Raw genomic sequence first — 26269 nt, forward strand, 5'->3', positions numbered from 1 at the left:
CGGTGGCCCTGTGGACCCACCCGGATCTCAGCGGCGCAGGAGTGTCACCACGGCGGCGCCGCCGAGCCCGATGTTGTGGGCGAGTGCGGTGCGGGCGTCGGGCACCTGGCGGGGGCCGGCCTCGCCCCTGAGCTGCCAGGTGAGTTCGGCGGCCTGGGCGATTCCGGTGGCGCCGAGCGGGTGTCCCTTGGAGATCAGTCCGCCCGAGGGGTTGACCACCCAGCGGCCGCCGTGGGTGGTGGCGCCGGACTCGACGAGCGGGCCGGACTCGCCCTCGCCGCACAGTCCGAGCGCCTCGTAGGTGAGGAGTTCGTTGATGGAGAAGCAGTCGTGGAGTTCGATGACGTCGAGGTCTTCGGCGCCGATGCCCGCGCTCTCGTACACCTGGCGGGCCGCCTCCCGTGACATGGGCAGGCCGACCGCGTCGATGCAGGTGCCGGAGGCGAAGGAGGCCTCGGTGTCGGTCGTCATGGCCTGGGCGGCGATCTCTACGGCCCGGTCACCGAGGCCGTGCTCCTCGACGAAGCGTTCGGAGACGACGACGGCGGCTGCTGCCCCGTCGGAGGTCGGTGAGCACTGGAGCCGGGTCAGGGGGTGGTGGATCGGTTTGGCGGCGAGGACTTCGTCGACCGTGTACGGGTCCTGGAACTGGGCGTACGGATTTCCCGTCGAGTGGCGGTGGTTCTTCGCGGCGACGGCGGCGAGCTGTGCCTCTGTCGTGCCGTACTTCTTCATGTGCTCGCGGGCCGCGTTGCCGAAGATCTGGGCGGTGGGCGGGGTCGTCTCGAAGCCGTGGGCGGCGGCCATGATCCCGTAGTGCCGGGCGACCGGGGACGTCTTGAAATCACCCGCGCCGCCGTCGGAGCCGCCGCCGCCGAGCGATCCGCGCGCCATCTTCTCGAAGCCGAGCGCGAGGACGCAGTCGCTGCCGCCGCCCTCGACGAACTGCCGGGCCATCATCAGCGCGGTGGAGCCGGTGGCGCAGTTGTTGTTGATGTTGTAGACGGGTATCCCGGTCAGCCCGAGTTCGTACACGGCCCGCTGTCCGGCGGTGGAGGCCTGGAAGCAGTAGCCGACGGCGGCCTGCTGGATGTCCTCGTACCCGATACCGGCATCGGTGAGCGCCGCCGTGCCGGCCTCCTTCACCATGTCCCAGTACTGCCAGTCGCGGCTCTCGGGCTTCTCGAACTTCGTCATGCCGACGCCGACGATGTATGACCTCATGTTGGATTCCCTTCAGTCCCTGGGCAGGCCGAGGATGCGCTCGGCGACGACGTTGAGCTGAACCTGTGTGGTGCCGCCCGCGATGGTCAGGCAGCGGGACATCAAGAATCCGTGCACGGCCCGTTCCCCGGCTCCTTCGGCCACCGCGCCTGCGGGGCCGAGGAGTTCGAGGGTGAGTTCGGCGACCTTCTGCTGGTGGGCGGTCTGGATGAGTTTGCGTACGGAGGCGCCCGCGCCCGGCTCCAGTCCTGAGACCTGTTGCAGTGTGGTGCGCAGCCCGATGCAGGCCAGTGCGTGGGCCTCGGCGGCGAGTGCGCCGATCCGGGCCCGGCAGGCGCCGTCGAGTCCGGCGGAGCGGTCGATCAGGGCTTCGAGTCCGGTGTCGAAGGACATCTGGTCGGCCATGTGGACGCGTTCGTTGCCCAGGGTGTTGCGGGCGACCCGCCAGCCGCCGTCGGCCTCGCCCACCAGGGCGTCGGGGGGCAGGATCACGTCGTCGAAGTAGACCTCGTTGAAGAGGGAGTCGCCGGTGATCTCCTTCAGCGGGCGGATGTCGATGCCCGCGGTGTTCTTCATGTCGACCAGAAAGTAGCCGAGACCCCGGTGCTTGGGCGCGTCCGGGTCCGTCCTGGCGAGCAGGATGCCGTGGTCGGCCCACTGGGCGGCGCTCGTCCACACCTTCTGGCCGTTGATCCGCCAGCCCTCGGGGACGCGTTCGGCGCGGGTGCGCAGCGAGGCGAGGTCGGAGCCGGCGCCGGGTTCGGAGAACAGCTGGCACCACTGGAGTTCGCCGCGCAGGGTGGGCAGGAGGTAGCGGTCCTGCTGCTCGGCCGTGCCGTGGGCGATGAGTGAGGGCACCACCCAGGTGGCGATGGAGAGGTCGCTGAGCTTCACCCCCTGTTCGCGCAACTCCTGTTGTACGGCGAGCTGTTGTACGGGTCCGGCGTCCAGTCCGTAGGGCGCGGGCAGGTGCGGGGCGGCGTAGCCGGTGGGCGCGAGGGCGCTGCGGGCGGCCCTGGGGTCCAGGCCACGGGCGGCGGCGACGGCCTCGCGGGCCGCCGCTCGGTGCGCCTCGGCCTCCGGCGGCAGCTCCAGGGTGAGGCTGCGGCGGGCCCCGGCGGCGGCGAGCCGGACGGCGCGCTGGCGGTGGGCGTCGCCGGAGCCCAGCAGTTGCCGTGCGACCAGGGCGCGGCGCAGGTAGAGGTGGGCGTCGTGCTCCCAGGTGAAGCCGATGCCGCCGAGGATCTGGATGGCGTCCTTGGCGCAGGTGTAGGCGGCGTCCAGGGCGGCCGACGCTGCGAGGGCCGCGGTCATGGACCGGGTCTCCGGGGTCTCGGTGGCCGCGCGGGCGGCGTCCCAGGCCAGCGCGCGGGCCTGCTCGACCCGTACGAGCATGTCCGCGCAGAGGTGTTTGACGCCCTGGAACTGTCCGATGGGGCGGCCGAACTGCTCGCGGACCTTGGCGTGTTCTGTGGCGGTGTCCAGCGACCGGGCCGCGGTGCCGCACGCCTCCGCGGCCAGGAGTACGGCGGCGAGGTCGCGGACGAGTGCGGAGTCGGTGGGCAGCAGCCGCCCGGCGGGGACCAGGACGCCTTCGGCCCGGACCTCCGCTGTGGGCCGGGTCGGGTCGGCGCTGCGGTGCGGGCGGGCGGTCAGCCCCCGGGCCGAGGTGTCGACGGCGAACCAGCGGGTGCCGGTGACCGAGGCGGCGGGGAGCAGCAGCAGGTCGGCCGCGTCGGCGGAGAGGACCGGGGGGAGTTCCCCGTCGAGCAGGTGGCCGTCCTCCTGCTCGACGGCGGTGAGGCTGCCGGGGCCGAGGGCGACGGCGCCGATGCGGCGGCCCGATGCGAGGTCCCGTACCAGTTCGTCCGTGCCGGGGGTGCGCGGGTTCGACGCGTGCAGCACGGCCGAGGCGAGGGTGCTCGCCAGGCAGGGGCCGGGGAGCGCGGCGCGGCCCGCCTCTTCGAGGACGACGGCGAGTTCGGGCAGTCCGCCGCCCTCTCCCCCGTACTCCTCGGGCAGGTGGATGCCGAGGAGGCCCTGTTCCGCCAGGCCGTCCCAGTATTCGGGGCGTGCGCCGGTGGCAGCGGGGGCGTCCGCGTCAAGAATCTTGCGGATTTCCCCGGGTGGTACGGCGCGGGCGAGCCATCCTCGTACGGCCCGCGCGAGCTCCCTGTGTTCTTCGGTGATTCCGATGCCCATGCGGATCCTCGCCGGTCGCAGCCACTGGAACGGCGCAAGAGTAGAACACGTTTCAATCTGACGGAAGGTCAGATCAGTATCTGTTTCGGGCCGGACGGCCGGCGCCGGCCGCGACTGTGTCCTGTTCGCACCCCGTTCACCGGAATACCTCGGACATGCGGAAGGTTTCACCGTGCACACACTTGGCGGGCAGCGCTGCCCGCAGCACGGCCCGCACGGCCCGCACGCCTTTCCCCGTCCCTCCCTCTTCCGCTGCCCGGAGGCCGCACGTATGCCACAGACGACGCACGAACAGCAGTCCGCGGAGCTTCCTGATCCGGGGACGTCGAAGACCGGCAAGGGGATCGTCCCCGTGCTCGCCTTCGCGGGTATCACCGTCGCGGTGATGCAGACCCTGCTCGTCCCCGTCATCAAGGACCTGCCCGCCCTTCTCGACACCGACCCGTCCAACGCCACCTGGGTGATGACGGCCACGCTGCTCGCCGGAGCCGTCTCCACGCCGATCATGGGGCGGCTCGGGGACCTCAACGGCAAGCGGAAGATGCTGCTGGCGAGCCTCGCCGTGATGGTGATCGGCTCCCTGATATGCGCCTTCACCGACGACCTCGTGATCATGATCGTGGGCCGCGCGCTCCAGGGCTTCGCCATGGGCGCCATCCCGCTGGGCATCGGCATCATGCGCGACGAGCTGCCGCGCGAGAAGCTCGGCTCCGCGATGGCCCTGATGAGTTCCTCGATCGGGGTCGGGGGCGGACTGGCGCTGCCCGCCGCCGCCCTGGTCGCCCAGCACACCGACTGGCACACCCTCTTCTTCGGCTCGGCCGGTCTCGGCGTGCTCGCCATGGGGCTGACCGTGCTCGCGGTGCCGGAGCCCGTGCTGCGGGCCCCCGGCCGGTTCGACATCACCGGCGCGCTCGGCCTCTCGGCCGGACTGGTCCTCCTGCTGCTGCCCATCACCAAGGGCAGCGACTGGGGCTGGACCTCCCCCACCACCCTCGGGCTGGTCGCCGCCGGACTGGTGGTGCTGCTGCTGTGGGGCGTGTTCGAGCTGCGCAGCGACGCGCCCCTGGTCGATCTGCGGACCACCGCACGCCGCGAGGTACTGCTCACCAACCTCGCCTCGATCATGGTCGGGGTCGCCTTCTACGCCGTCTCACTGGTCCTGCCGCAGCTCCTCCAGCTGCCGCTGTCCACCGGCTACGGCCTCGGCCAGTCGATGGTGGTCGCCGGGCTGTGCGTGGCGCCGCTGGGCCTGACGATGATGCTCGTCGCCCCGCTGTACGCCCGGCTGTCCGCCCGGTACGGCCCCAAGGTGTCGCTGATGCTCGGCATGGCGGTCATCGCCATCGGATACGGGGCCGGGCTCGGGCTGATGAGCGCCGCCTGGCAGACCGTCGTGATCGCGGTGGTCCTCGGCGCCGGCATCGGGCTCGCCTACTCCTCGCTGCCCGCACTGATCATCGGGGCCGTCGACGCCTCGGAGACGGGCGCGGCGACCGGGCTCAACACCCTGATGCGCTCCATCGGCACCTCGGTGTCCAGCGCGGTGATCGGCATGGTGCTGGCGCACACCTCGACGCAGATGGGCTCTGTCGCGGTGCCCAGCATGCAGGGGTTCCGCACCTCGTTCATGATCGCGACGGGCGCGGTGCTGGCCGGACTGGTGCTGGCCGCGTTCCTGCCCTCGCAGCGGGCGGCCGCCGCGCCGGTCCTGCTGGCGAGCAGCGCGGGCGACGAGACGGCCCGGCTGTCCGGCCTCCCGCTCCCGCTGCCCGGCTCCGGCTTCCGCGGCCGGGTCACCGACGCGGACGGGACCCCGGTGGCCGGGGCCAACGTCACCCTGATCGACCGGCAGGGCCGGCAGGCCGGGCTCACCACGACGGACGCGGAGGGCCGGTACGCGCTGGCCGCCCCGGCCGGTGGCAGCTTCGTGCTGGCCGGATCGGCCGCCGGATACGCGCCGCGCGCCTACCCGGCGGCGCATCCGGCGAGCGGACGGCCCGCCGAGTCCGATCTCGTGCTGACGCTCAGCGCACCGGCGCGTCGAACCTCGGTGCCGTCGTGAGCAGATGAGAGACGTCCGTCCCCGCCGGGAGCTCCTGCGGCTGCGCGCCGCGGGCGAACAGCCGCGCGGGGCGGGCGCCCTGGACCCGGGCCTGACGCCCGTTGACCCGCAGCCATGAGCCCTCGCGCAGTCCGAGCACCGGGACGTCGTTCTCCTCCAGGAACTCGGTGAGCCGTTCCTCGCGGGTCTCGCCCTTGTGGGTGCTGTCCGGGTCCGGGTCCTGGTAGTGCGGGTTGATCTGGAACGGGACGAGGCCGAGCGTCTCGAAGGACGGCGGCTGCACGATGGGCATGTCGTTGGTGGTGCGCAGGGTGGGCGAGGCCATGTTCGTCCCCGCGCTGGCCCCCATGTACGGCAGCCCCTCGCGCACCGCCCCGGTCACGGCGTCGCGCAGCCCGGTCCGGTAGAGCGCGCTGAGCAGCCGGAAGGAGTTGCCGCCGCCGATGAACACGGCGTCGGACGCGGCGAGTTCGGCGACCGGGTCGGCGTTCTCGTGGACGCCGCGGACGCTGATGCCGGCCGGTTCCAGGGCGTCGCGGACCCGGGTGGTGTACGCCGCGTAGTCGGCGAGCGCGTACGGCACGAAGGCGAGCCGGGCCTCCGCGGGCAGGAACGTCCGCACCGTGTCGAGGGCGTGTTCCAGGTAACCGCAGCCGTACTGCGTGGAGTTGGAGAGCAGGAGCAGATTCACGGGGTTCCTCTTGGTTCTCTTGGGTCAGGTCGTGCGTCGTGCGGGTGGAGCGGGGTCCGGCCGCCGGTCAGGTGGAGCGTGGCCCGACTGCCGGTCAGGTGGTCCGGCGGGAGCGGGGTTTGGGGCGCTGCGGTGGATGGGTGAGGCGCCTCTCCAGCATGTCGGCCGCCTTGCGCAGCGCGTCGAGCCGGTTCTCCGGCGCCCCCTCGAACCGTTCCTTCGCGCCGCCCAGGCTGAGGCTTCCGTACGGTTCGCGTCCGAGGAAGACCGGTACGGCAACGGTCGCGATGCCGGCGTCGTACTCACCGACCGTCCAGGCGTAGCCCTGGGCGCGCACCTTCAGCAGCTCCGCCTCCAGCAGATCCGGATCGGTCACCGTCCGGTCCGTGAACCGGGCCATCGGGCGCCCCCGGAAGAGCCGGTGGCGCTGCTCGTCCGGCAGGTAGGCGTAGTACGACTTGCTGGTCGCCCCGGCGTGCGCCGGATACAGCTCACCGACCAGCGGGTAGTAGCGCAGCGGCCCCGTCTCGCCCTCCTCCGCGGCTACGCACCGCATGTGGAAGCTGTCCGGCAGGCAGAACAGCACGGTGTCGCCGGTCACCCGGCGCAGCTCCTCCAGGACGGGTCCGGCGAGCAGCTCCAGCGATCCTGAGCGCTCCCAGAGCCTGCCCAGGCGCAGCACGGCGGGGCCGATGCGGTAGCGGCGGGTGGCCGGGTCGGAGACCAGGAAGCCCCGGCCCGCGAGGGTGGCGAGCAGCCGCTGGGCCACCGAGGTGTCCCAGCCGAACTCCTCGGCGACCTCGGTGACGCCCCAGTCGGGTCTGGTCCGCTCGAACGCGAGCAGCACCAGGAGCGCCCGGTCGACGGTTTGCAGGGCCCCGGCCGGGGTCCGCCGGTCCAGATCGTAGTCCGCCATGTGATCTCACCATTCAGACCTGAGTTGCAGATAACGGGAAATGGTTGCGCTCAACGCTATCCGATCCCGAATCTGCTCTCAGCACCCCGTCCGGCGTCCCACTCCCTGCCGGGCGCCGGACGGGTGTGATGGATGCGCGAGAAAGGCCCCCCATGTTGAAGTACGTACTGGACATCGTCGACCTCCTCGACGACCCGCAGGCCAATGGGAAGACGGTCGTCGAGTACCTCGACTCCGTGGCTGGGGCCGAGGGCTCGTCCGCCGAGGTCACCACGGTCGCCGGCGAGCGCGGCTCGACGGACTTCGTGATGGTCCGCATCCCCGGCTCCCGGGGACGCACCGCCGGCGGCACCGCCCGCACCCTCGGTGTGGTCGGCCGGCTCGGCGGCATCGGCGCCCGGCCCGAGATGATCGGACTGGTCTCCGACGCCGACGGAGCCGTCTCCGCCGTCGCCACCGCCGCGAAGCTGCTCGACATGCGCCGCCGCGGCGATGTGCTGCCCGGCGATGTGATCGTCGCCACCCACATCTGCCCGGACGCGCCGACCGAGCCGCACGACCCGGTGCCGTTCATGGGCTCGCCCGTGGACATCGCCACCATGAACCGCCACGAGGTGACCGACGCCATGGAGGCCGTGCTCTCCATCGACACCACCAAGGGCAACCGCATCATCAACCACAAGGGCCTCGCCCTGTCGCCCACCGTCAAGGAGGGCTGGGTGCTCCGCGTCAGCGAGCAGCTCGGTGAGCTGCTGGCCGTGGTGACCGGTGAGCCCTTGGTCACATACCCCGTGACGACTCAGGACATTACGCCGTACGGTAACGGTGCACATCACATCAATTCGATCCTCCAGCCCGCCACCGCCACGGCCGCTCCCGTGGTCGGTCTCGCGGTCACCTCGGCCGCCGCGGTGCCGGGCTGCCAGACGGGTGCGAGTCACGAGAGCGACATCGCCTCCGCCGCCCGCTACGCCGTGGAGGTCGCCAAGGCCTACGGCGCGGGCCACCTGGACTTCCACGACGCGGTGGAGTTCGACAACCTCGTCAACCGCTACGGGTCGCTGTCCCACCTGCAGACCCTCGGCCGCACACCCCAGGAGTCCTGATGGCTGCTGTCCCTCCGGCCGACGCCGCGGTCAACGAGACCAAGAGCATCGGCAGCGACGACTACTCGCTCTCGCGCGTCCCGCGTGACAAGCGGTTCGGTTTCTGGTCGATGCTGCTCCAGTGGCTGGCCCAGTCCGGCTCGATCTCGCAGTTCACGCTGGGCGCCACCATCGGCGTCGGCATGACCTTCGGCAACGCCTTCCTCGCCTTCACGCTCGGCGCGGTGATCCTGGAGATCGTGATCTTCGCGATCGGCCTGGCCGGTATGCGCGAGGGCCTCGCGACCCCGATGCTGACCCGCTGGGTGGGCTTCGGCCGCAACGGCTCCGCGCTGGTCAGCTTCGTCATCGCGGTCAGCCTGGTCGGCTGGTTCGGCGTCCAGAACACGATCTTCGGCGACAGCGTCTCCGCGCTGGTCGGCGGACCGTCCTGGATGTGGTGCGTGCTGGCGGGCATCGCCATCACCGCCCTGGTGATCTTCGGCTTCAAGTACATGGCCAACTTCGCGAAGATCGTCACGCCGCTGTTCTTCGCGATGGTCGCCTTCTCCGTCATCCGGACCCTGAACGACCACTCGTTCAGCGACCTGATCCACTCGCCGCCGCCCGGCGACACGATCCCCCTCGCCGTCGCCGCCACCGCCATCGCGGGCGGCTACATGACCGGCGCGATCGTCTCCCCCGAGATGACCCGCTACAACCGCAAGGGCTCGCACGTCTTCCTGCAGAGCGCCTCCTCGATGATCCTCTCCGAGTACATCGTCGGACTGACCGGTGTGCTGCTGGGCCACCTGGTGAAGAGCAACGAGGTCTCGCACATCGTGCTCTCCACCTCCGGCGCCTTCGGTGTGGTCGTGGTCCTGATGTCCACCGCCAAGATCAACGACTGGAACCTGTACGGCTCCTCGCTCGGCGTCGTCAACTTCTTCCAGGTCGTCTTCGGCAAGCGCGTCCACCGCGGCGCGGTCACGATCGCCCTCGGCATCGCCGGCACGCTCCTGTCCGCGGTCGGGATCATGACCCACTTCACCGAGTTCCTCACGATCCTCGGCGTCGCGATCCCGCCGATCGGCGGCATCATCGTGGCCGAGTACTGGGTCGTGAAGAAGATGCGCAAGCCGCTGGACGACACCCGGGAATCCCAGACCCTGCCGAAGACCTCGCCGACCTGGGTGCCGATGTCCATCGTCATCTGGATCGCGGCCTTCTGCGTCGGCAAGTTCTACGACGGCGGCATACCGGCCCTGAACTCGCTGGCCACCGCCTTCGTCCTGTACTGCGTGCTCGGCCTGCTGGGCTGGGTGAAGCCGTACGGCACCTCCACCCTGGACGACGAGGGCGGCTCGGACGACACCGCCCCCGACGCCCGCACCAGCACCCCCGTGGGAGCAGCATGAGCACCACCGAACCCACCGCACCCCTGATCCCCGCCTCGGACGAGGCCCAGGCCGAGGTCGTCGACCTCTGCGCCGAGCTGATCAGGTTCGACACCTCCAACCCCACCAGCAACGAGCGCGCGAGCGCGGACTGGGTGGTGGGCCGCCTCGCGGAGGTGGGCATCGACTCGGAGCTCATCGAGTCCGCGCCGGGCCGGGCCAGCGTCATCGCCCGGATCGCCGGCCGCGACCCGGAGCGCGGCGCGCTGATGGTCCACGGTCACCTGGACGTGGTCCCCGCCGACGCCTCCGAGTGGCAGGTGCCGCCGTTCTCCGGCGAGATCCGGGACGGCTACCTGTGGGGCCGGGGCGCGATCGACATGAAGGACACGGTGGCCGTCATGCTGGCCACCGCCCGGCACTTCGCCCGTACCGGCACCAAGCCCGCCCGCGATCTGGTCCTGGCCTTCCTCGCGGACGAGGAGGCGGGCGGCAAGTTCGGCGCCCACTGGCTGGTCGAGCACCGCCCGGAGCTGTTCGCCGGGGTCACGGAGGCGATCGGCGAGGGCGGCGGGTTCTCCTTCGCCATCGACGACACCCGGCGCCTCTACCCGATCGAGAACGCCCAGCGCGGCATGGCCTGGATGGAGCTCACCGCCACCGGCCGGGCCGGCCACGGCTCCTCGCCCAACGACGAGAACGCGGTCACCGACCTCGCGGAGTCGCTGACCCGGATCGGCCGCGAGACCTTCCCGATCCGGCTGATCGAACCCGTCCGCGCGCTGCTCGAAGAGGCCGCCCGGCTCTACGGTGTCGAGTTCGACGAGAACGACATCGAGGGCAGCCTCGCGAAGCTCGGCCCGGTCTCCGACTTCATGCAGGTGGTGCTCCGCAACTCCGCGAACCCCACCATGTTCAACGCCGGTTACCAGACCAACGTGATCCCCGGAAAGGCCACCGCCCGCGTCGACGGCCGCTTCCTTCCCGGCCACGAGCAGGAGCTGATCGACACCATCGACAGGCTGCTGCTCCCCTCGGTGAGCCGCGAGTGGGTCAACCACGACATCGCGATGGAGACCACCTTCGACGGCCCGCTCGTCGACGCCATGTGCGACGCGGTGCGCGCCGAGGACCCGGACGGCCACCCGGTGCCGTACTGCAACCCCGGCGGCACGGACGCCAAGGCCTTCACCCACCTGGGCATCCGCTGCTTCGGCTTCAAGGGCCTGAAGCTCCCGCACGACCTGGACTACGGCCGCCTCTTCCACGGCGTGGACGAGCGCGTCCCGCTGGAGGGACTGCGCTTCGGCGTCCGCGTCATGACCCGACTCTGGCAGAGCTGCTGACCGCTGCGTCACGGCTCCGCCAGGGGCCCGCCCCGACCCGGGCTCACCCCACCCGTACGCCCCCGCAGAGCTCTTCTGCGGGGGCGTACGGCGTCCCACGGGGGCGCACCACGGACATTCACGGGCACTTCACCAAAAGGCCAGCCGGCTCTCCCCCCGGGCTGGTTCACGCTGCCTAACGTCGACGGTACAGACCGGTTACCGGTCCGTTATCACGACATCGCGCAGAGAAGGAACCCCCGTGAGACTCACCCCGCTCGTGATCGCCGCCTCCTGCCTGGCGCTCGCCGCCCCGGCCGCCGCGCAGGCCCGGCCGCAGCCCGCCGGCCCGCCCGCCGCACCCGGTGTCAGCGTCCCCGGTGGACGGTACGACCACACGGTGTCGCTGAACTTCCGCGCCGGGCACGGCGACACCGTCCGCTACACGCTGGACGGTTCGACCCCGACCCGGGAGAGCCGCGCCTACTCCCCCGGCCGGCCGCTGCGGATCACCGAGGACACCAACGTCACGGCCGTCGCCTTCCGGGGCGGGCGGGCCAGTGTGCCCGTCGCGTACGGCTATCTGATCAAGACGAGGGAGAAGCCGCTCGCCCGCTTCGTCGTCATGTCGGACGTCCATGTCGGGGACCACAAGAACAACGACAAGAAGTACGAGAGCTTCTTCGACACCATCGGCTCGGTCTTCCCGCACCCGGACGCGATCCTGTCGAACGGCGACATGATCAACGACAACGGCGACGGCAAGGGCCCCGACCACCGCATCGTCTCCGACATCTTCCAGGCGAACCTGAAGCGCAAGGGCATGACCGGCACCCAGGTGCTCATGTCCAACGGCAACCACGACGACAGCCTCGCCGCGATCCGGGCCGGCTACCCGAAGGCCTGGTTCCCCGACTCCGGCGGCGGCTACTACGAGTCGGACGTCAAGGGCGTCCACCTGCTCACGGTCAACACCGAGACGTACGACCGCGACAGCGCGCAGCGCGCCTGGCTGAAGAGCCGGCTTGCCGCGCTCACCACCGCCCCGGGAGCCTCCCGCAAGCCGGTCCTGGTCCAGGGCCACCGGCCGACGACGGGCACCACGATGGACGGCCAGCAGGCCACCAACCCGGGGCTGGCGGCGGACCTCGGCGCCTTCCCGCAGGCGATCCTCTTCTCCGGCCACTCGCACCTGAACAACAACGACGACCGGTCCATGTACCAGGGCGACTTCACCTCCGTCAACGACGGTTCGATGTCGTACGTGGAGGTCGACCACGGCTATCAGATGGTCACGGAGAACGGTCTCGCGGACCGCTTCGAGGCGCCCACCGCGCAGGCGCTGTTCGTCGAGGTCTACAAGGACCGCACCGAGATCGACCGGATCAACATGGCCGCCGACAAGCACGACATCTACACCGGCGGCCAGTGGTCGGCGAGCTGGCAGCCGCCGTACGCGAGCGCCGGCACGCTGAGCGGTCCCGGCTGGACGGTACGGCTGAAGGGCAACACGAACCAGCAGATCAAGGACAACTTCCGCTACACCTCGGACCGGCGCAACACGGTGGCCCCGAAGTTCACCCCCCGTAAGCCGCTGACGGCGGTGCGCGGCGCCGGGGGCGGTACGGCGCTGCGGGTCGCGCAGGCCGGGGACGACCAGATGGTCCACCACTACACGGTCGACATCACGGACACGACGACCGGCACGAAGGCCGTCTCGTCCAAGGTGCTGTCCGACTTCTACTTCATGCCGCGCCCCAACGCCCTGGACATCCCGGTCACGGGCGCGGTGGCCGGCCACCGCTACCGCGCGGAGGTCGTCGCCGTCGACGCGTACGGGAACGCCTCCCGGCCCGTCTCACTGGCCTTCAAGGGCTGAGCCGACGGCCGCGGGGGCGCCGCACGCCCCCGCGGCCGGACGGACCCCCGCGCGCACCCGGGGCGCGGGCGTACGGCACGATGGGGCGCCGTTGACATGCCCCGTCCCCGTATCCCGCCCCAACTGGAGGAACCCCGTGGCCGCCGAGCCCAAGCCGGAGATTCTCGCCGCGTTCCAGGCCGCCAAGGGCTTCATGCCGGTGGTGGAGGGGCTGGCCCTGTACGCGGCCGCCGCGGAGGCCGCCGCGCTCGGGCTGCCGCTGCTGGAGGTGGGCACGTACTGCGGGCGCTCCACCATCCTGCTCGCGGACGCCGCCCGCGCCGCGGGGTCCACGGCCCTCACCGTCGACCACCACCGGGGCAGCGAGGAGCAGCAGCCCGGCTGGGAGTACCACGATCCGACCGTGGTGGACCCGGAGGTCGGCCGGATGGACACGCTGCCCACCTTCCGCCGGACGCTGCACGCGGCAGGTCTGGAGGAGCACGTGGTGGCGCTGGTGGGCCGCTCCCCGCAGGTCGCGGCCGTCTGGGGCGGCCCGCTCGGCCTGGTCTTCATCGACGGCGGCCACACCGACGAGCACGCGAACGGCGACTACGAGGGCTGGGCCCCGCATGTGGCCGAGGGCGGGCTGCTGGTGATCCACGACGTGTTCCCGGACCCGGCGCACGGCGGGCAGGCCCCGTACCGGATCTATCTGCGGGCGCTGGCCTCCGGGGCGTTCACCGAGATCTCGGTCACCGACTCGCTGCGGGTCCTGCGGCGCACCGGGCCCGGGATCTGACGACCGGCCCCGGCGCCTGCCCTGGGGCCGGTCCTGGGGCCGGTCCTGAGGCCGGTCCCGAGGCCTCCGGACGCCTCACCGGCCGCCGGATAGCATCGCCGGGTGCGTGACGACAAGAGCGTTCCCCCCACCCCGCGCCGCCCGGCCCTGTTCGCCGCCGCGACGCTGACCGCGCTGTGTCTGGGCGCCACCGGCTGCGGCGGCGGTGACATCGCGCAGGCCAGGCCCGGCCCGGCGGCCTCGTCGCCGTCCTCCGGCACGGCCTCCTCACCGGCCCCGGCCTCCCCCTCGCCGGTGCGCAGCAGCCCGAAGGCCCCCGCCGAGCGCAAGCCCGCCCCCTCCGCGTCCGCGCCGGACGCCCCGACCGGGCCGCTGTCGGGGAAGACGGTCGTGATCGACCCCGGGCACAACCCGCGCAACCACCTGCACACCGCCGAGATCGGCCGTCAGGTGGACATCGGCACCACGCACAAGGAGTGCGACACCACCGGCACCTCCACCAACGCCGGTTACGCGGAAGCCGAGTTCACCCTCGACGTGGCGCACCGGATGCGCACCCTGCTGAAGGCGCAGGGCGCGAAGGTGGTGCTGACGTACGACAACGACCGGCCCTTCGGCCCGTGCGTGGACGAACGGGCGCGGATCGGCAACAAGGCCGGGGCCGACGCGGTCGTCTCGGTCCACGCGGACGGATCGGCGGCCGGCAACCGGGGGTTCCATGTGATCCTTCCCGCGTCGGTGCGCGGCGGCGGCGCGGATACCTCGAAGATCGTCGGTCCGTCGCGCGATCTCGGTACGCGTATCGCCGGACTCTTCGTCCGGGCTACCGGAAGTGCGCCTTCCAATTACATCGGCGGCAATACCGGACTGGACACCCGCAAGGACCTGGGCGGGCTCAATTTGTCTACCGTGCCCAAAGTCTTCATCGAATGCGGCAATATGCGTGATGCGAAGGACGCGGCCCTGCTCACCAGTGCGAGTTGGCGCCAGAAGGCGGCCCAGGGCATCTCCGACGGCATCAGCAGCTACCTCAACGGGTAGTAAGAGGTGGTTCTGCGATGAATTCGGGACGTTGCCCGCCCAACGTCCGGACGGGGGGCACAACCCGACCGGGCAGACGATAGATTCATCCGTACGATGGGGAGCCGCCCCCGAGCTTCGCGCCGTGTCCGCCGCACCGGTGGCAGCGACGACCGCCCCGAAAAAGACGACCGACTAAGGACCTTCACGTGAATATCCGCTCCCTCACTCGAGGCGATGGCGTGGTGATCGGAGCAGCGGTCGTGCTGTTCATCGCCTCTTTCCTCGACTACTACTCCTATGGGGACTCCAGCATCGACGCGCCGAATGCCTGGGATTCGCTGGGCATCGCGATCGGTGTCTACCTGGTCGGGGTGGTCGGCGCGGCGCTGATCGTGCTCTCCCGCTCGCAGCCCCAGCCGCGCAAGGTTCTCGGACTGGACCTGGCCGCGTTCGGCGTGGCCGCCACGGTCATCACCGCGTGGCACCTCCTGTGGACGATCCTCGACCTCGGCTCGATCGAAGCCGGCGCCGGTCTGATCCTCGGCATGATCGCCTCTCTGGTGCTGGCGGGTGCCGCGGTCGCGTCCCCGATGGTTCCGGCGCTCAAGGCCCCGCTCGCGGGCGCCCCGAAGCCGCAGGCCGTGCACCCGCCGTACGGCGGTCACCCGCAGCCCGGCCAGGGTTACGGCTACCCGGGCGCGCAGCAGCAGCCGTCCTTCGGCGGTCAGCAGCCGGGCCAGCCGCAGCCGTACGGCGCCCCGCAGCCCGGCCAGCCCGGTCAGCCCGGTCAGCCCGAGCCGCAGCAGGCGGCCGCGCCGGCCCAGCAGGCCCCGGCGGCCGACGCCGCACCGGCCGGTGACTTCACCCCGTTCTGGTTCGCGGTTCCGGTGGCCCGTCCGCTGTACGGCGAGGACGGTTCGCCGGCCCCGATCGCCGAACTGGCTCCGGGCACCTGGTACCTCGCGGTCGATCAGCGCGGTCCCGCCCTCATCGCACAGACCCAGGACGGCCGTCGCGGCGTGCTCCAGGACACCACGGGCATCCAGCGCGGCTGACACCCGGCGCACGGCACCACCGACAGCGGCCCCCCGCCCCTTCCGGGCAGGGGGCCGCTGTCGTACCCTCCGGCTACATCTGATGCATCGTCAGAATGCCAGGGACACTGGGAGGCAGCGAAATGCGGCTCGGACTCGCTCTCGGATACTGGGGCCGCGGCCCGGACCCGGCCCATCTGGACCTCGCCCGCGAGGCCGAGGATCTCGGTTACACCTCGGTGTGGACGTCGGAGGCCTGGGGCTCCGACGCCTTCACCCCGCTGACCTGGATCGCCGCCCACACCTCCCGCATCCGGCTGGGCACCGCCATCGCGCAGATGGCGGCCCGCACCCCGACCGCGACCGCCATGCACGCGCTGACCCTCGACCACCTCTCCGGCGGCCGGATGATGCTCGGCCTCGGGCTCTCCGGACCGCAGGTCGTCGAGGGCTGGTACGGCCGGCCGTTCCCCCGCAGCCCGCTGACCGCGACCCGCGAGTACGTCGACGTGGTGCGCCAGGTGCTCGCCAGGGAGGCGCCGGTCGAACTGGACGGCCGGTTCCACTCCCACCCGTACAACGGACCGGACGCCACCGGGCTCGGCAAACCGCTGAAGCCGATCACCCATCCGCTGCGGGCGGACCTTCCGGTGCTGCTCGGCGCGGAGGGGCCGAAGAACATCGCGCAGACCACCAGGATCGCGGACGGCTGGCTGCCGTTGTACTGGTCGCCGCTGCGCCCCGATGTGTACGAGACCTCGCTGACCGGCCTGCGCGACGGGTTCATGATCGCGCCGCTGGCCCGTGCGCACGTCTGTGACGACGTCGCGGAGGGGCTGCTGCCGGTGAAGGCGATGCTCGGCTTCTACATCGGCGGCATGGGCGCCGCCGCCCGCAACTTCCACGCGGACCTGATGGCGCGGATGGGCTACGCCGAAGAGGCCCGGCGGATTCAGCGGCTCTTCCTGGAGGGCCGCAAACAGGAGGCCGTGCTGGCCGTCCCGGACGCGTTCGCGGACGAGATCTCGCTGGTCGGCCCGCGCGAACGGATCGCGGAACGGCTGGAGTTGTGGCGCAAGGGGCCGGTCACCGACCTACTGGTGACCGCGCCGGACCCGCACACCCTGCGGGTTCTGGCGGAGCTCAACCAGTGAGCGCCGCTACCGCTTCACGGCCACGAATCCCCACTGGTCGACCGGCTCACCGACAAGGGGCTCCTCCGGGCGCCACAGGCTGATCGAGCCGAAGCCGGGCTCCACCAGATCGAGTCCGTCCGCGAAGGTCGCCATGATCTCCTTGGGGCGCGAGATGTACGGCATGGCGCCGCCAGTGGCGTACTCCTCGGATGCGGCCTCGGTCTCCGGAGTTCCGATGGTGTCGCACAGCATCAGACAGCTGCCGGCGGGCAGCTCGTCCAGGTAGCTGCGGAGCAGCGCCGCCGCCTCGCCCGAGTCCGCGACGTGCCCCAGCGTCGAGAGCAGCATCACGGCCACCGGCTTGTCGAGGTCGAGTGTCCGGGCGGCCTCGCGCAGCACCGTCTTCGCGTCGGTCAGGTCCGCGTGCACATAGTCCGTCGCCCCTTCGGGCCGGCTGGTCAGCAGGGCACGGGCGTGCGCCAGGACGATCGGGTCGTTGTCCACGTACACGATGCGTGCCGTCGGCTCGGCGTCCTGGGCGATCTCGTGCGTCGCGTTCGCCGTCGGCAGACCGGTGCCGAGATCGAGGAACTGCCGTATCCCCGCCTCCCCCGCCAGATAGCGCACCGCACGCGCCTGGAACGCCCGGGAGGCGCGCGCTATGTCGATGATCTGCGGGTACAGCTCCTCCATCGTCGCGCCGAGCCGGCGGTCCGCATCGTAGTTGTCCTTGCCGCCCAGCCAGTAGTTCCACACCCGCGCCGAATGCGGCGTGCCCGTGTCGATTCCGTCCACCGGCGTCCGGATGCCCTGCTCGTCAGTCATCGGCCCTCTTCACATCACACATCGGCTGCGCGGACGGTCCCCGTACCGCGCATGCCCATGCTTCCTCACCGGCAACGTCCGCACCAGCCCGGTAAGGAAGCAACTCCCGTACGTGGCACCGGAGTCCGAGGACCGTCCATGGCGGGGCGGAGCCCCGCCCCCTCCGGTCGCGGCCTCAGGAATCCGCCCGCGCACCGGCCGGGGCCCGGCCCTCGCGGGTCCAGTCGAGGAGTTCGTCCGCCGTCCACGTCGTGACGACGCGCTCCGCCGGGACGCCGCACTCCTCCGCGCGGGCGCAGCCGTAGGCCTGCCAGTCCAGCTGTCCGGGTGCGTGCGCGTCGGTGTCGATGGCGAACAGGGTCCCCGCGTCCACGGCTTGGCGCAGCAGCCGCCGGGGCGGGTCGAGCCGCTCGGGTCTGCAGTTGATCTCCACCGCCGTGCCCGCCTCCGCGCAGGCGGCGAAGACCTCGTCCGCGTCGAACCGCGACTCCGGGCGGCCCCGGCCGGTGACCAGGCGCCCGGTGCAGTGGCCGAGGACGTTGGCCCGGGGATGGCGGACGGCGGCGAGCAGCCGCCGGGTCATCGGTCCGGGGTCCATCCGCAGTTTGGAGTGGACGGAGACGACCACCAGGTCCAGCCGGTCCAGCAGCTCGTCCTCCTGGTCGAGGGTGCCGTCGAGGTTGATATCGCACTCGATGCCGGTGAGCAGCCGGAACGGCGCCCAGCGCTCGTTGAGTTCGTCCACCACGTCGAGCTGTTCCCGCAGCCGTTCCGGCGAGAGCCCGTTGGCGACCGTCAGCCGGGGCGAGTGGTCGGTGAGCACCGCCCAGTCGTGGCCGAGCTCCGCCGCCCTACGGCCCATCTCCTCGATCGGGCTGCCGCCGTCCGACCAGTCGGAGTGCAGATGGCAGTCGCCGCGCAGCAGCGCGAGCAGCCGCTCGCCGCCCTCCGCGAGCGGTCCGTGCTCCTGGGCCTCGGTCTCCAGCCCCTCCAGGTAGCCGGGCAGCTCTCCGGCCACCGCCTCCCGGATGACCTGCGCGGTCCTGGGGCCGATGCCCTTGACCCGCTCCAGCGAGCCGTTCGTCACCCGCTGGACGGCCTCCCCCTCGGCCATGGCGGCGACGGTGCGGGCGGCCGTGCGGAAGGCCTGTACGCGGTAGGTGCCGGCCCCGCCGCGTTCCAGCAGGAAGGCGATCCGCTCCAGAGCCCTGACCGGGTCCATCGAAACCTCCTCGCCGGACGGGGACGGGCTGCCGTTCCAGCTTGGCGCAGCGGCGCCCGGCCCGCACACCGGCCGGGCCGGGTGCGTGAGCCCGTCAGCCGAAGGACGACCGCGCCAGCCAGAAGTCCAGCAGCTCCGCGTCGCCCAGGACCTCGACCCGGTCGCTGTCCGGGGCCAGCCGGCGGTTGAAGACCAGCATCACGTCGGTGAGCGGCCCCCGCAGGGCCACGGTCGCCTTCTCGTGCGCGCGGCGCCAGGTGAAGCCGTCCTCGCCGAACTCGATGAGCCATTCGGCACCGGGGGCGTCGGTGGCGTGCAGATGGATGGAGCGCCCGCCACCGCGCAGCTCCGCCGCCTGCGGGTCGTATCCGGAGCTCGCGGCGAAGGCGACGATGTCCAGCCACTCGTCGATGGTGTCCGCCGCCAGGTCCGGGGCCATCGCGTAGGGCACCTTCGCGGTCAGGGCCGCGTCCGCCTGGTGGACGACGGTCTCGATCGCCATGCGCCGGGCCCAGAATCCGGCGCTGTGCTCCCAGGACCAGGACCAGACCGGCAGCTCCGGCCCCGCCTCCCGCAGTACTCCGGCGGTCCGCGCCGCCCCCTCGGCCAGCCAGGCGTCCAGCACCGCGGGGTCGTCGCCGTCCGGCGTGAAGTGCGGCACCCGCTCCTCCGGGACCTCCTCCGTGGCCCGGGTGCGCACGATCTCACCGGCCCAGCGCTGGGCGCCGCCGACGTGGACGGCGAGATCGCGCAGCGTCCATTCGGGACAGGTCGGTACCCTCGCGTCGAGGTCGCCGTCGGCCACCGCGTACCTCAACGCGTCGGTTCTCAGAACGATTTCGTCGCAGTAGCGCTCATGCGTGAGAGGGGTCATGCCCGCAGCCTAAGGGCTGCCGCGGCACCGGACCCAGCAGTTATCCGCCGAGCTGCGAGGTGGACGGGACCTTGTCCTTCACCTCGGCGCCCGCGCTCTTCCCGGCGTCCTTGACGGAGCTGATGACGCTCTCGAAGGCGCCGATGTCGCCCGCTCCCGCCTCGCCCTTGCGGAGCTTGGTGGCCAGGCCCTTGAGCGAGGCGATCCCCGCGGTCAGCGGTGCGACGGCCTTCGAGAGGAGCGGGTCGCCCTTGGCGTTCTCGGTGGCGGCCTTGAGCCGGTTGTAGGCGAAGCCGCCCGCGAGCCCGGCCTTGACGAGCGCGAAGGTCCGCCCGTCGGTGCCCTTCTTGAACTTGCCGGCCCGGTACGGCTTGACGACCCACTGGTAGGTGGCGCCCGCGGCCAGCCCGGCGTTGGTGACGAACCGGGTCTTGGCGAACTTCTGCGCCTCGGCCGACGAGGTACCGGTGGGCGACGCCGAACTGCTGCTCGCCCCGCTGTCGTCGTCGCCGCCGCACGCGGTGGTTCCCGCCAGCACGGCGCAGGACAGCAGCAGCGCCAGGAACAGACGGCGGAGCGGTACGGTACGGGGCACGGCGGGCCTCCCTGGCCGGGCACATCACAGCAGGGTGCCGGGACCCGGCACCCTCCCCGCAAGGCTGGCTCCGGCCGGCGCGCCCCGCCACCGGGGAGCGCCGTCCGGGTTTCACTCCGCGGAAAGCGGCAATCCGCAGTCCATGTCGTACTCAAGAGGCAACGGAAGCAGCACCGCAGCACGTGTCATAGCCGTAGTGGCCGACATCATGGCGTTCATCATCATCCTGTGGATCCTGATGTACCTGCTCGACGCCAACCCGGACAACGGCCTGGTCGAGTTCGTTCGGCACACCGCCCGCTGGCTCGCCGGCTGGTCGTACGACCTGTTCACCTTCGACGAGGCCTGGGCCAGGGTCGTCGCCGGTTACGGCCTCGCAGCCGTCGTGTACCTGTTCATCGGGCACGCGGTCGCCGGCCGCATCCGCCGCTGACACCGGCGGTCCCCACAGACTTCCGGGCTGCGGCTGATCAGCCGCAGCAGTCCGGCTCCAGCCCCTTCGGCAGCCGCTCCCCGCTGAAGACCGCGGTGGTCGCCTCGTCCCCACCGAGCGCGGCCACCGCCAACAGCAGCGAACCGGCGGTCCAGGCCGTGCGCTCCTCCGGCCAGAAGGCCCGGTTGCCCTCGAAGACGTACCCCGTCCAGTACATCCCGTCCCCGGCCCGCAGGTGCTGGATGGACTGGAGGATCTCCAGAGCCCGGTCGGACTCGCCCATCACCCAGAGCGCCAGGGCCAGTTCGCAGCTCTCGCCTCCCGTCACCCAGGGGTTGGGCAGCACACAGCGCACGCCGAGGCCCGGGACGACGAAGCGGTCCCAGCCCTCCGCGATCCGCTTGGTGGCCGCCGGTCCTTCGAGCGCGCCGCCGAGGACCGGGTAGTACCAGTCCATCGAGTAGTGGCTCTTGTCCAGGAAGCGTTCCGGGTGGCTGCGGATCGCGTGGCCGAGTGCGCCGGTGGCCAGCTCCCAGTCGGGCTGCGGCTCCTCGCGGCGTTCCGCGATGGCGAGCGCGCAGCGCAGCGCCTGGTGGATGGAGGAGCAGCCGGTCAGCAGCGCGTCCGTCACCGGGGTGCCGTCGGCCTCCTGCTTCCAGCCGATCTGGCCGCCGGGCTGCTGGAGCTTCAGCACGAACTCGACGGCGGCGAAGACGGTCGGCCACATCCGGTCGACGAACGCGTCGTCGCCGGTGGCCAGGTAGTGGTGCCAGACGCCGACGGCCACGTACGCGCAGAAGTTGGTCTCCAGGCCGCGGTCGGTCGGCCGCTCCGGGTCGCCGTCGTGGTAGGCGGCGTACCAGGAGCCGTCGCTGTTCTGGTGGCGGGCCAGCCACTCGTACGCGCGTTCCGCGGCCTCGTGCTCGCCCGCGGCGTCCAGCGCCATGGCGGCCTCCGTGTGGTCCCAAGGGTCGAGGTGGTGCCCGCGGAACCAGGGCAGCGCGCCGTCCTCGCGCTGCACCGTGAGCAGCGCGGCGACGGTCTCGGTGGCCTGCCCGGCGGTGAGCACTCCGGGCAGCACGAGGTGTTCGGTCCGCTCGGGAAGTGTCACGCCTGTGCCCTGACGGCGTCGGTGGCCGCGGCGGCGGGCAGGTGCGGCTTGGTCGCGTAGGCGACGAAGCTCTTGCCGACGACCGGGTTGAGCAGCTGCTCGGCGACCCGGGTCGCCATCGGCTTCTTCATGATGTCCCAGACGAGCAGCTTGTGGTACGCCCGTACGGGCAGCGCCTTCTCGTTGTCGACGCCGAAGGCGCACTTCAGCCACCAGTAGGGCGAGTGCAGCGCGTGCGCGTGGTGGGTGCCGTACGGCTTGAGGCCGGCGCCGCGCATCCGGGCGAGGAGCTCCTCCGCCTTGTAGATGCGGATGTGGCCGCCCTCGACCTCGTGGTAGGCGTCGGAGAGCGTCCAGCAGATCTTCTCGGGGCCGTAGCGCGGCACCGTGACCGCGATCCGGCCGCCGGGCCTGAGCACCCGGACCATCTCGGCGAGCACGCCCTTGTCGTCGGGGATGTGCTCCATCACCTCGGAGATGATCACGACGTCGAAGGACTCGTCGGGGAACGGCAGGTTGAGCGCGTCGCCCTCCATCGCGGTGGCGGTGGCGCCGTCGGGGGCCTCACCGGCCTCCTTCATCGCGGCGAACCACTTCGCGACCTCGCGGATCTCCTCGCCGTTCTGGTCGAGAGCCACCACCTGGGCGCCGCGCCGGTAGCACTCGAAGGCGTGGCGTCCGGCGCCGCAGCCCAGGTCGAGCACTCGGTCACCTGCGGCGAGCGGGAAGCGGGTGAAATCCACGGTCAGCACGAATGCCTGCTTTCGCGGTCGGGGTTCGAAGGGGGCGGGACGCCGGGGCGTCCGGGGCGGTGCGGAGTCAGCGGCGGCCGTCGGGCCGGGTGGCGGCGCGGGCGGCGATGGCCTCCCGGTAGAGGGCGGCGGTACCGATCGCCGCCTGCTTCCAGGTGAACCGGGCGAGGACCCGGGCGCGGCCCGCCGCCCCGAGCCGCTCGCGCAGCGCGGGGTCCCGGAGCAGCCGGCCCAGCGCGTCGGCCAGCGCCCCGGCGTCGGCGGGCGGCACGGCCAGGCAGGTCTCGCCGTCCGGGCCCGCGACCTCGGGGATGGCTCCGCCGGTGGTCGCGACGAGCGGGGTGCCGGTGGCCATGGCCTCGGCGGCGGGCAGTGAGAAGCCCTCGTACAGCGAGGGGACGCAGGCGATCTGGGCGCCGCGCACCAGGTCGACGAGTTCGGCGTCGCTGATGCCCTTGACGAACTCGACGGCGTCCCCGAGCCCGTGTCGCTCGATGGCCCGCGCGACGGGCCCGTCCTCGGCCCGCCGTCCGACGACCACGAGGTGCGCCGCGGGGTTCTCGGTGCGGAGCTTGGCGAGCGCCTCGACCAGGTGGACGAGGCCCTTGAGCGGTACGTCGGCGCTGGAGGTGGTGACGATCCGGCCCTCGACCTCTTCGACGGCGGGGTCGGGTGACCACAGCTCCGTGTCGGCGCCGATGTGCACGACGTGGACGCGGCCGGGGTCCACCCCGAGGTGCTCGACGATCTCCTGCTTGGAGGAGCCGGAGACGGTGAGTACGGACGGCAGTCGGCGCGCGACCCGCTTCTGCATCCGGGTGAAGGCGTACCAGCGGCGTACGGAGGCGCGGCGGCGGCGGTTCGGCGCGGCGGCCAGGTCGAGCTGCCGGTCGACGGTGATGGGGTGGTGGATGGTGGTGACGAGGGGGGCGCCGAGCTCCGCGAGGAGCCCGTAGCCGAGCGTCTGGTTGTCGTGAATGACGTCGAACTCGCCGCGCCTGGCGGCGAGATGGCGTCTGACGCGCAGGCTGAAGGTGAGCGGCTCGGGGAATCCGCCGGTCCACATGGTGGCGACCTCCGCGGCGTCGATCCAGTCCCGGTACTCGCCGAGCTTCGGGGTGCGGAAGGGGTCCGGCTGCCGGTAGAGGTCCAGGCTCGGCAGCTCGGTGAGCGGGACGCCCTCGTCGAGCACCGGGTAGGGCTGGGCGCCGATGACCTCGACGCTGTGGCCGAGCCGGGCGAGTTCGCGGGCGAGGTGGCGTACGTAGACGCCCTGGCCGCCGCAGAAGGGGTTGCCCTTGTAGGTGAGGAGTGCGATGCGCAGCGGCCGGTCGCCTTCGGGGCCTGCTTCCGTGTCCGACGTACCGACGCCCGTACGGGGGCCCGACTCTATGGCCTCAGCGGTCACACTCGGCCCCCTTCTCACTGCGTGTTCGCCGGAGCGTAACCGCTCACGCTAATCTAGAACAAGTTATAGACCGGATCGTTCAACGAGCTACGAATCTACCGGCAGGTAGCGACGGTGCAACGGCCGGATCAGGTGATTCGCGCCACGGCAGACACCCTGGCATGCTGTGCGCCGCCGGACCGGCCCTCGCGTCCTCGCGGTCGCGGACAGAAGCCACGGGGATGGGACACATGACAGCGGAAGCCAGACCGGCATCGCCGCCCCTGACGGAACGCCAGGAGGCCCGCCGCCGCCGCATCCTGCACGCCAGTGCGCAGCTCGCCAGCAGGGGCGGTTTCGAGGCGGTCCAGATGCGCGAGGTGGCGGAGGCGGCCGGGGTCGCGCTCGGTACCCTGTACCGCTACTTCCCGTCCAAGGTCCACCTGCTGGTCGCCACCATGCAGGACCAGCTCCAGCACATGCACGGCACGCTGCGCAAACGCCCGCCGGCCGGGGCCGACGCGGCGGACCGGGTCGCCGACACCCTGATGCGGGCGTTCCGCGCACTCCAGCGGGAACCCCATCTGGCGGACGCCATGGTGCGCGCGCTGACCTTCGCGGACCGCAGCGTGAGCCCCGAGGTGGACACCGTCTCGCGCCTCACCACCGCGATCATCCTGGACTCGATGGGGCTTGAGCACCCGACGCCCGAGCAGCTCTCGGCCGTCCGGGTGATCGAGCACACCTGGCACTCGGCGCTGATCACCTGGCTGTCCGGCCGGGCGTCGATCGCGCAGGTGAAGATAGACATCGAGACGGTGTGCCGGCTGATCGACGTGACCTCACCGGACCCGCCCCGCTGAGCGGCCCGGCCTGTTCCATGCCGGGCCGTCGGGCCTGAGTACCGCCGGCCCGCGCGATTATGCTGAGGACATGGCTGAGTCGCTGCCCTCCGTGGCCGCCGGCCGGTGGCGGCCTGGTGTCGGTCCCGCTGTCCGCGCCGGGCGCCGCACGCTCGTGGAATCCCTGTACCTGCTCACCGCGCCGCTGAGCGCGGGCGCCGGTCTGCTGCTGGTGGCCGGCGGCCTGTGTGCCGGAACGGCCGGTTCGCTGGTGCCGAGCGGTTCGCCCGTCGCGGCCCGCGCCCTGGCGCTGGCCCGGTGGCCCGGTGATCTGGAGTGGTGGCGGATCGGCGCGGTGCGCGCCCGGACCGGCGGGGCGGGCGGCGCGGGCCGGCGGCCGAGGTCGAAGGGGACGGACGGCGCGGCAGACCCGGAGCTGTGGCTCGACGTGGCGCACGCGGTGCTGGTGCTCCCCGTCGTCCTGGTCACCTCGGTGGTGACGGCGCTGTGGTGGTTCGTGGGGCTCGCGACCGTCACGTACCCCCTGCGCAACGAGGTCGCGCCCGGCTCGCTGCGGCCGATGACCCTGTACGCGGGCAGCGACCGGTCCCATGTCGCGCTGAGCCTGGGCCTGACGTCACCGTCCGGGCGGATCGCGTTCGCCCTCTCTGTCGGCGTGCTGATGCTGTCGGCGCTGCCGCTGGTGACCCGGGTGTGCGTCGCCGTCCAGGCCGGGCTCGGGCAGGCGCTCCTGTCGAACATGTCGGCGCTGCACCGCAGGATCAGCGGACTGGAGCAGGAGCGCGACACCGCCCGCGCGCAGGCCGTCGCGGCGGTGACGGCGGAGACCGCCGCGCTGCGGCGGCTGGAGCGGGACATCCACGACGGGCCCCAGCAGCAGCTGGTCCGGCTGGCGATGGAACTGGGCCGCGCCCAGCACCACTTCGACCGCAGACCGGAACTGGTCAGGGCCGCACTCGCGGACGCGGTCCTGCGGACCCAGGAGGCCCTGGACGAACTGCGGGCGCTGTCACGGGGCATCGCCCCGCCGGTCCTCACCGACCGGGGGCTCAGGGAGGCGCTGCGCGCCCTGGCCGCGCGCAGCGTCGTGCCCGCCGAGCTGGACGCCGCTCCGCTGACCGGCCGGCTGGAGCCCGGTATCGAGACGGCCGCGTACTTCGTGGTCGCAGAGGCCCTGACGAACGTGGCCAAGCACAGCCGGGCCCGCCGGTGCACGGTCGGGCTGCGCCGCACCGGGGGCGTCCTGCGGGTCCGGGTGACGGACGACGGGGTGGGCGGCGCCGCGCCGGCCGAGGGACACGGGCTGCTGGGTCTGGCCGACCGGGCGCGGGCGGTCGGCGGCCGGCTGACGGTGGACAGTCCGGAGGGCGGCCCGACGACGGTCACGGCGGAGCTCCCGTGTCACTGATGTGGGACGGCGCGGCGCCGGGAGAACCGGTGGTCCCCGCG

Annotated in this window: 23 protein-coding genes; 12 read left to right on the plus strand and 11 right to left on the minus strand. The window is 71.9% G+C overall.

Annotation, left to right across the window (positions count from 1 at the left end; genetic code table 11):
- Window positions 1-27 precede the first annotated feature (27 nt).
- Together OG892_RS10780 and OG892_RS10785 are read right to left on the minus strand one after the other, a co-directional pair.
- Window positions 28-1224 (minus strand): lipid-transfer protein, encoded by a 1197-nt coding sequence (locus OG892_RS10780; protein ID WP_371628994.1) that lies wholly within the window; start codon window positions 1222-1224, stop codon window positions 28-30.
- A gap of 12 nt (window positions 1225-1236) precedes the next feature.
- Entirely contained in the window at window positions 1237-3426 is a 2190-nt protein-coding gene (locus tag OG892_RS10785; RefSeq protein WP_371628995.1) for an acyl-CoA dehydrogenase, read from the minus strand.
- A gap of 271 nt (window positions 3427-3697) precedes the next feature.
- On the opposite strand from OG892_RS10785, the gene OG892_RS10790 reads away from it, so the two are divergent.
- On the plus strand, window positions 3698-5491 hold the full coding sequence (locus OG892_RS10790) for an MFS transporter (RefSeq protein WP_073735795.1): 1794 nt from the start codon (window positions 3698-3700) through the stop codon (window positions 5489-5491).
- Here OG892_RS10790 and pepE read toward each other — a convergent pair.
- Together pepE and OG892_RS10800 are read right to left on the minus strand one after the other, a co-directional pair.
- On the minus strand, window positions 5454-6182 hold the full coding sequence (gene pepE, locus OG892_RS10795; RefSeq protein WP_328867244.1) for a dipeptidase PepE: 729 nt from the start codon (window positions 6180-6182) through the stop codon (window positions 5454-5456). The two genes, OG892_RS10790 and pepE, sit on opposite strands and share 38 nt — an antisense overlap.
- 94 nt (window positions 6183-6276) lie before the next feature.
- Entirely contained in the window at window positions 6277-7098 is an 822-nt protein-coding gene (locus OG892_RS10800; RefSeq protein ID WP_073735797.1) for an IclR family transcriptional regulator, read from the minus strand.
- A gap of 152 nt (window positions 7099-7250) precedes the next feature.
- Between OG892_RS10800 and OG892_RS10805 the strand changes: the two genes are divergently transcribed.
- From OG892_RS10805 to OG892_RS10840, 8 genes are all read left to right on the plus strand, one after another.
- Window positions 7251-8204, plus strand: coding sequence for a DUF1177 domain-containing protein (locus OG892_RS10805; protein ID WP_073735798.1), 954 nt, complete (start codon window positions 7251-7253; stop codon window positions 8202-8204).
- Window positions 8204-9601 (plus strand): cytosine permease, encoded by a 1398-nt coding sequence (locus tag OG892_RS10810; protein WP_073735799.1) that lies wholly within the window; start codon window positions 8204-8206, stop codon window positions 9599-9601. Before OG892_RS10805 ends, OG892_RS10810 begins: the two co-directional genes overlap by 1 nt.
- The gene (locus OG892_RS10815) at window positions 9598-10926 is read left to right on the plus strand and encodes a M20/M25/M40 family metallo-hydrolase (protein WP_327336643.1); all 1329 of its coding nucleotides are present in this window, start codon (window positions 9598-9600) and stop codon (window positions 10924-10926) included. The genes OG892_RS10810 and OG892_RS10815 overlap by 4 nt, the downstream gene beginning before the upstream one ends.
- A gap of 241 nt (window positions 10927-11167) precedes the next feature.
- The gene (locus OG892_RS10820) at window positions 11168-12784 is read left to right on the plus strand and encodes a chitobiase/beta-hexosaminidase C-terminal domain-containing protein (protein WP_371628996.1); all 1617 of its coding nucleotides are present in this window, start codon (window positions 11168-11170) and stop codon (window positions 12782-12784) included.
- 136 nt (window positions 12785-12920) lie between these two features.
- Window positions 12921-13565, plus strand: a complete 645-nt coding sequence (locus tag OG892_RS10825; protein ID WP_328867241.1) for a class I SAM-dependent methyltransferase — start codon at window positions 12921-12923, stop codon at window positions 13563-13565.
- A 102-nt stretch (window positions 13566-13667) separates the two neighbouring features.
- Window positions 13668-14606 carry an N-acetylmuramoyl-L-alanine amidase gene (locus OG892_RS10830; RefSeq protein ID WP_328867240.1) on the plus strand — a complete coding sequence of 313 codons (939 nt, stop codon included), beginning with the start codon at window positions 13668-13670 and terminating at the stop codon, window positions 14604-14606.
- 221 nt (window positions 14607-14827) lie between these two features.
- Window positions 14828-15643 (plus strand): hypothetical protein, encoded by an 816-nt coding sequence (locus tag OG892_RS10835; RefSeq protein WP_371628997.1) that lies wholly within the window; start codon window positions 14828-14830, stop codon window positions 15641-15643.
- A gap of 122 nt (window positions 15644-15765) precedes the next feature.
- Complete coding sequence (locus tag OG892_RS10840; protein WP_073735805.1) at window positions 15766-16776, plus strand: LLM class F420-dependent oxidoreductase; 1011 nt, start codon at window positions 15766-15768, stop codon at window positions 16774-16776.
- A gap of 6 nt (window positions 16777-16782) precedes the next feature.
- On the opposite strand, the gene OG892_RS10845 is transcribed toward OG892_RS10840, so the two are convergent.
- The 4 genes from OG892_RS10845 to OG892_RS10860 form a co-directional block, all read right to left on the minus strand.
- On the minus strand, window positions 16783-17583 hold the full coding sequence (locus tag OG892_RS10845) for an SAM-dependent methyltransferase (protein ID WP_073735806.1): 801 nt from the start codon (window positions 17581-17583) through the stop codon (window positions 16783-16785).
- Between the two features lie 175 nt (window positions 17584-17758).
- Window positions 17759-18805 carry a PHP domain-containing protein gene (locus OG892_RS10850; protein ID WP_371628998.1) on the minus strand — a complete coding sequence of 349 codons (1047 nt, stop codon included), beginning with the start codon at window positions 18803-18805 and terminating at the stop codon, window positions 17759-17761.
- A gap of 94 nt (window positions 18806-18899) precedes the next feature.
- Window positions 18900-19679, minus strand: a complete 780-nt coding sequence (locus tag OG892_RS10855; protein ID WP_371628999.1) for a maleylpyruvate isomerase family mycothiol-dependent enzyme — start codon at window positions 19677-19679, stop codon at window positions 18900-18902.
- Window positions 19680-19719: 40 nt separating this feature from the next.
- Window positions 19720-20274, minus strand: coding sequence for a hypothetical protein (locus OG892_RS10860; RefSeq protein ID WP_371629000.1), 555 nt, complete (start codon window positions 20272-20274; stop codon window positions 19720-19722).
- Window positions 20275-20416: 142 nt separating this feature from the next.
- Here OG892_RS10860 and OG892_RS10865 point away from each other — a divergent pair, with 142 nt between their 5' ends.
- Window positions 20417-20707 (plus strand): hypothetical protein, encoded by a 291-nt coding sequence (locus tag OG892_RS10865; protein ID WP_073735810.1) that lies wholly within the window; start codon window positions 20417-20419, stop codon window positions 20705-20707.
- 37 nt (window positions 20708-20744) lie between these two features.
- Here the strand turns inward: OG892_RS10865 and OG892_RS10870 are convergent, their stop codons facing one another.
- From OG892_RS10870 to OG892_RS10880, 3 genes are all read right to left on the minus strand, one after another.
- Entirely contained in the window at window positions 20745-21818 is a 1074-nt protein-coding gene (locus OG892_RS10870) for a prenyltransferase (RefSeq protein ID WP_371629001.1), read from the minus strand.
- Window positions 21815-22570: a class I SAM-dependent methyltransferase gene (locus OG892_RS10875; protein ID WP_073735812.1), complete on the minus strand. Its 756-nt coding sequence runs from the start codon at window positions 22568-22570 to the stop codon at window positions 21815-21817. Before OG892_RS10875 ends, OG892_RS10870 begins: the two co-directional genes overlap by 4 nt.
- Before the next feature lie 67 nt (window positions 22571-22637).
- The gene (locus OG892_RS10880) at window positions 22638-23978 is read right to left on the minus strand and encodes a glycosyltransferase family 4 protein (protein ID WP_073735813.1); all 1341 of its coding nucleotides are present in this window, start codon (window positions 23976-23978) and stop codon (window positions 22638-22640) included.
- Between the two features lie 230 nt (window positions 23979-24208).
- Here OG892_RS10880 and OG892_RS10885 point away from each other — a divergent pair, with 230 nt between their 5' ends.
- Window positions 24209-24820 (plus strand): TetR family transcriptional regulator, encoded by a 612-nt coding sequence (locus OG892_RS10885; protein WP_073735814.1) that lies wholly within the window; start codon window positions 24209-24211, stop codon window positions 24818-24820.
- A 70-nt stretch (window positions 24821-24890) separates the two neighbouring features.
- Window positions 24891-26228 carry a sensor domain-containing protein gene (locus tag OG892_RS10890; RefSeq protein ID WP_328867233.1) on the plus strand — a complete coding sequence of 446 codons (1338 nt, stop codon included), beginning with the start codon at window positions 24891-24893 and terminating at the stop codon, window positions 26226-26228.
- Window positions 26229-26269 lie beyond the last annotated feature (41 nt).

It is taken from the genome of Streptomyces sp. NBC_00341, assembly GCF_041435055.1.
Taxonomy (GTDB): Bacteria; Actinomycetota; Actinomycetes; order Streptomycetales; family Streptomycetaceae; genus Streptomyces.

What these genes read in the sequence shown, in the direction of transcription:
- OG892_RS10865 (WP_073735810.1), top strand. Translation starts at nt 20,417, where the DNA reads ATGTCGTACTCAAGAGGCAACGGAAGCAGCACCGCAGCACGTGTCATA.
- OG892_RS10855 (WP_371628999.1), bottom strand. Translation starts at nt 19,679, where the DNA reads ATGACCCCTCTCACGCATGAGCGCTACTGCGACGAAATCGTTCTGAGA.
- OG892_RS10845 (WP_073735806.1), bottom strand. Translation starts at nt 17,583, where the DNA reads ATGACTGACGAGCAGGGCATCCGGACGCCGGTGGACGGAATCGACACG.
- OG892_RS10790 (WP_073735795.1), top strand. Translation starts at nt 3,698, where the DNA reads ATGCCACAGACGACGCACGAACAGCAGTCCGCGGAGCTTCCTGATCCG.
- OG892_RS10785 (WP_371628995.1), bottom strand. Translation starts at nt 3,426, where the DNA reads ATGGGCATCGGAATCACCGAAGAACACAGGGAGCTCGCGCGGGCCGTA.
- OG892_RS10890 (WP_328867233.1), top strand. Translation starts at nt 24,891, where the DNA reads ATGGCTGAGTCGCTGCCCTCCGTGGCCGCCGGCCGGTGGCGGCCTGGT.
- OG892_RS10840 (WP_073735805.1), top strand. Translation starts at nt 15,766, where the DNA reads ATGCGGCTCGGACTCGCTCTCGGATACTGGGGCCGCGGCCCGGACCCG.
- OG892_RS10810 (WP_073735799.1), top strand. Translation starts at nt 8,204, where the DNA reads ATGGCTGCTGTCCCTCCGGCCGACGCCGCGGTCAACGAGACCAAGAGC.
- OG892_RS10885 (WP_073735814.1), top strand. Translation starts at nt 24,209, where the DNA reads ATGACAGCGGAAGCCAGACCGGCATCGCCGCCCCTGACGGAACGCCAG.
- OG892_RS10850 (WP_371628998.1), bottom strand. Translation starts at nt 18,805, where the DNA reads ATGGACCCGGTCAGGGCTCTGGAGCGGATCGCCTTCCTGCTGGAACGC.
- OG892_RS10800 (WP_073735797.1), bottom strand. Translation starts at nt 7,098, where the DNA reads ATGGCGGACTACGATCTGGACCGGCGGACCCCGGCCGGGGCCCTGCAA.
- OG892_RS10780 (WP_371628994.1), bottom strand. Translation starts at nt 1,224, where the DNA reads ATGAGGTCATACATCGTCGGCGTCGGCATGACGAAGTTCGAGAAGCCC.
- OG892_RS10805 (WP_073735798.1), top strand. Translation starts at nt 7,251, where the DNA reads ATGTTGAAGTACGTACTGGACATCGTCGACCTCCTCGACGACCCGCAG.
- OG892_RS10815 (WP_327336643.1), top strand. Translation starts at nt 9,598, where the DNA reads ATGAGCACCACCGAACCCACCGCACCCCTGATCCCCGCCTCGGACGAG.